Origin of the sequence: Moraxella caviae, assembly GCF_002014985.1 — a bacterium.
GTDB lineage: Bacteria > Pseudomonadota > Gammaproteobacteria > Pseudomonadales > Moraxellaceae > Moraxella > Moraxella caviae.
The window spans coordinates 1-3,994 of the sequence record NZ_MUXU01000014.1 but is presented as its reverse complement, the minus strand read 5'-3'; the positions used below and the strand labels follow the sequence as shown (position 1 = coordinate 3,994).

The 3,994-nt window shown below is 38.5% G+C and carries 4 protein-coding genes; 2 read left to right on the top strand and 2 right to left on the bottom strand.

Features of this window, described 5'->3' with window-relative positions:
* The coding region (locus B0181_RS01685; protein ID WP_143821559.1) for an IS1595 family transposase at window positions 1-395 on the bottom strand (395 nt) is incomplete at its 3' end.
* Between the two features lie 334 nt (window positions 396-729).
* Between B0181_RS01685 and B0181_RS01680 the strand changes: the two genes are divergently transcribed.
* The gene (locus B0181_RS01680) at window positions 730-2,187 is read left to right on the top strand and encodes a polymorphic toxin-type HINT domain-containing protein (RefSeq protein WP_115338128.1); all 1,458 of its coding nucleotides are present in this window, start codon (window positions 730-732) and stop codon (window positions 2,185-2,187) included.
* Window positions 2,188-2,195: 8 nt separating this feature from the next.
* Window positions 2,196-2,627 (top strand): hypothetical protein, encoded by a 432-nt coding sequence (locus B0181_RS01675; RefSeq protein WP_078275768.1) that lies wholly within the window; start codon window positions 2,196-2,198, stop codon window positions 2,625-2,627.
* 395 nt (window positions 2,628-3,022) lie between these two features.
* Here B0181_RS01675 and B0181_RS01670 read toward each other — a convergent pair.
* The coding region (locus B0181_RS01670; RefSeq protein ID WP_078275767.1) for an Arc family DNA-binding protein at window positions 3,023-3,994 on the bottom strand (972 nt) is incomplete at its 5' end.

The window sequence follows — 3,994 nt, the reverse complement described above, 5'->3', positions numbered from 1 at the left end:
TCTGTGTAGACAATGCTATCAGGCTTGATTTTACTTGTGATAATTGGCATTAGTGTATTTGTCTTAGTATCTTTAACAACAACAGTGTAAACTTTATCATTGCGTTTTAATAAACCAAATACAGCAGTTTTACCAGCTGCACCACGACCACGTTTGCCTTTACGAATACCGCCGAAGTAACTTTCATCAAGCTCTACTTCACCGTCAAAAACAGTGTTGGCTTCAAGAGCTAAGTGATATTCTATCACAAGGCGGATTTTGTGGTAAAAAAGGGCTGCTGAATTAGGGTGAATACCCAGTAAATCAGCTGCACTTCTAGCAGTAACTTCAAGTACAAAAAACTCAAGTAGTCTTTTTTGAACTTTTTTACTTAGTTTACAATGGGTTATCTTCATAAAACTAGTATAACATGGTTGTTATTCTAGTACAGCCCCTAAACTTAAAAATGAAATTGATGGTGGTAATAGACCAGAAGAACAATCAGCCAATCATCTACTGGCTCATGCCATACTAGGTGCTGCAGTAAGTTATGCCACGGGCAATGACATCACAACAGGAGCAATATCAGGTGCAACCAATGAAGCTGTCGCCCCAGTACTGTCAAATTACCTATATGGAACCAAAGACCCAAGTGAACTTAGCCAAGAGCAAAAAGATACTATAACAAGCATTCTAAGCTTAGCCATAGCAGCAACCACCTATGGTGCAACTGGTGATGTTGGTAGTGCATTGAGTGCTGGAGAAGTGGGGAAAGTGGGGATTGAGGGAAATGCTTATGTTCCCTTGTCAGCCATGCAGGGTAAGTCGCGATCCGAGGTAAAGCGTCTTTATGATAGCAATATTTCGTATTTTAATGCTAATTGTATTCAGACTTCTGCAAACTGTAATAGCATCGTTGATAATATGATAAAATTTGCAGATAGTGGTTATGTTGCACTAAACTATCCAGATCTTAGAGATAGAACTATTATACTCTTAAGAGACAATCCTGCAGTTTTGGAGAGATATTTTAACAACAAGGTTGCTCAGTTTAATGCAAAAGACCGTAGCATCTTAAATATGTATCTTTTGCCAGCTTTAGAAGTAGCTGGTGGAGTGGCTGGTGCAGGAGGATCGATTGCAGGAACGACTTATGCCTGTGCTCAAACTGCTGGCTTTGGCTGTTATGCAGCAGCTGTGGCGGGATCGGCAGGTTTTACAAGCTCGGTAGATCATATTGTAACTGGTTCGGGCAATATTGGAAGACCATTAAGCCAACAAGACCCAACTGCATTTGTTAAGTTTTTAAAATCACAAGGGTTGTCAGAAGCCACTGCCACCAATCTGCAATTAGCGATTGATGTGTTTGGGACTGGTGGAATTGGAGTTTCGGTTGGAAGTTCAACAAAGGGTGTAGGGACATCTGCACAGGCAGTTAAGCAGGCTAAATCACAAGTTACCGCAACACCCAAAGCCACCCAAACCAAAGCCACCTGTAGCAATGGTACCGTCTGCTTCACCGCAGGCACACTCATTGAGACATCCGAAGGGCTAAAAGCCGTTGAAACCTTTACAGGAGGTGAACTGATTTGGTCTCGTAATGACATCACCTTAGAATATGGCTATCACCCTGTCATTGCCACCAAAGCCACCCCTGACCAACCGATTTTCCAAGTAACGGTTAAGAACAACCAAGGAGACATAGAAACCCTAGAAACCACAGCAGAACACCCATTTTGGATTAAAGAGACTGGCTGGCTAAAAGCTTCCTTACTAGAACAAGGCATGATACTGCTTGATAGAAACAATCAAGAAGTTGAAGTACTAAGTCAATACCTAATTCCAAACCACACCGACACCGTCTACAACATAGAAGTAGACAACTTCCACACCTATCATGTAGGCAGATTGGGTGTATGGGTGCATAATGCACAGTGTTGTGATCTTAATGTGGGTATTTGGGGAAAAGGAAGTTATAATGATAGCATGGCTTCATTGCAGGCACATTTTAACAAACATGGTGCAGAAGTTGGAGCAGAAACCATAGAGCAATACCTAAGAAAGGCAGAGGCTTTTAAACAAAACTTAAGAGGTGCTACCAAATCACCTGTTGCTGGAGAAACTAACGGCGTTATTAGATATAAGAAGAATGGTAAATATATAGATATAGCTCCTGATGGTAGCATTATTTCTTTTGGAAAACAATAGGATTGCACATGATAGATTTTAATTTTTACACATCCAACAAACAAGTTGGCGGATTAAATTTTCAAATTTGCTACTCAGTTAACAAAGAGATTATTTATAAAAAATCGTTAGTTATAAATGAGGATTTATTTTCATTAATTCAAGATGACTTTAGTTTGTGCTATTGTGATAATAATGAAAAATATAATTATTATCATTGGGGTGTTAACTTTCATGATAAACAAGATATTGAATGTATAATAAAAAGACTAAATTATAGACTTGATAAAATCAATCAAAATAATATAAATAACTTAAATTATTCTTGGTTAGATGAGGATTGTGTTGAATTTTTAAATACTAATAAAATTAATTTCAAAAAATTTATTGAATATGTTATTGATTTTATAAACATATTTCAAATTAATGAATATGATGGAATATATGTAATTGGAGTATAAAATCATGAAAATTAAATTATATTACAATTTATCTATTTAGTTAAATTTATTTTTATAAATAACACTATAATAATAAAATGGATATTTTTATGGTGCAATTATTCTGAATATAAAATAATTATTTATTATAAACCACACCGACACCGTCTACAACATGGAAGTAGACAATTTCCACGCCTACCATGTCGGTAGATTGGGTGTATGGGTGCATAATGCGGAGTGTTGTGCACCAAGTGGCTGGGTAAATAGGGCTATATGGAATAAACCATCTCCTGATATACAAAAGAAGTTTAACAACGCGATTGCAAAAGGTGTTGTTACTCAAACAGGGCAACAACCCAACCAACCCCGCCACCATCTTTTTTGATGGTGGTTTTTGTTCTTGATAAAGCGGTTTAGGGATACATGTCTCTTAGCTTGGGATCTTCATTGATATATGCCTGCACTCTAAAGCAGACATCCCGATAGCCGTGCCAGTAGTAATCCGCACCTTGTTTATCAAATGTATGTCGATCCCAGATGTCATCCATCCATGGAGTAAAGGTTGCTCGTGCAGTCAGCTTAAGTGGATGCTCCACACCTTGTTTTAGCTGTTCACAGACAGCTGCGTCAAATAGGTAGCTCATGGCTTGGTGTTTATACTCACCATGTTTACAAATATCTTTGAGTGCCAACACAAACAAAGCTTGTATTCTAGCACCTGTAGCACCAACCACATTACTAAGATGAATATTGGTAGTGTACACCTGGGCATGCTTGTGGCTAAACTGCTTGATGATCAATACATCACCAGTAGCACTGTCATTTCGAATAAAAAATACCTTTTGAACTGCATCAAACCCCACTTCCGGCTCAAAACAAAACTCCACAATAGACTGGACGGTATCAAAACGGCTCATGTCTTGGTTTTTGATTGGATAAGGCTTTTTTTCATCAAACATTAGCCATTCGGCATCGCATCCTAGATAGTCCGCCAGTTGTTTAAGCTGCATAAAAGTTGGCTCAAGATCACCATCAAACCAACGAATCACTTCATCAGCTCTTTCATAACCCAAATCATAAGCGATACGCGCAGGCGATAGCTGTCGCACCATTGGCACCTTGCTCAATTCAAATAAGGCTGTGTTTAATCGTTCTTGAACTGCACCTAATCGCTTGGTTTTATGATGGCGAGCAACAATTTCATCTAGCTTTTGCATGATGTCTGCATAGCTGTCATTGGGTGTGGAGAATGAATTGACCAAGCGATAGTTCATTTCTAGGTTTAAAGAACGCCCATTAAACTCTGCTTGCTCTAAGAGTTTTTGTTTCAGATCGGGCGGAATGCGTAGATTCACCTGAATATCACCAGCCATAATAACTCCTTT

What these genes read in the sequence shown, in the direction of transcription:
- B0181_RS01675 (WP_078275768.1), top strand. Translation starts at nt 2,196, where the DNA reads ATGATAGATTTTAATTTTTACACATCCAACAAACAAGTTGGCGGATTA.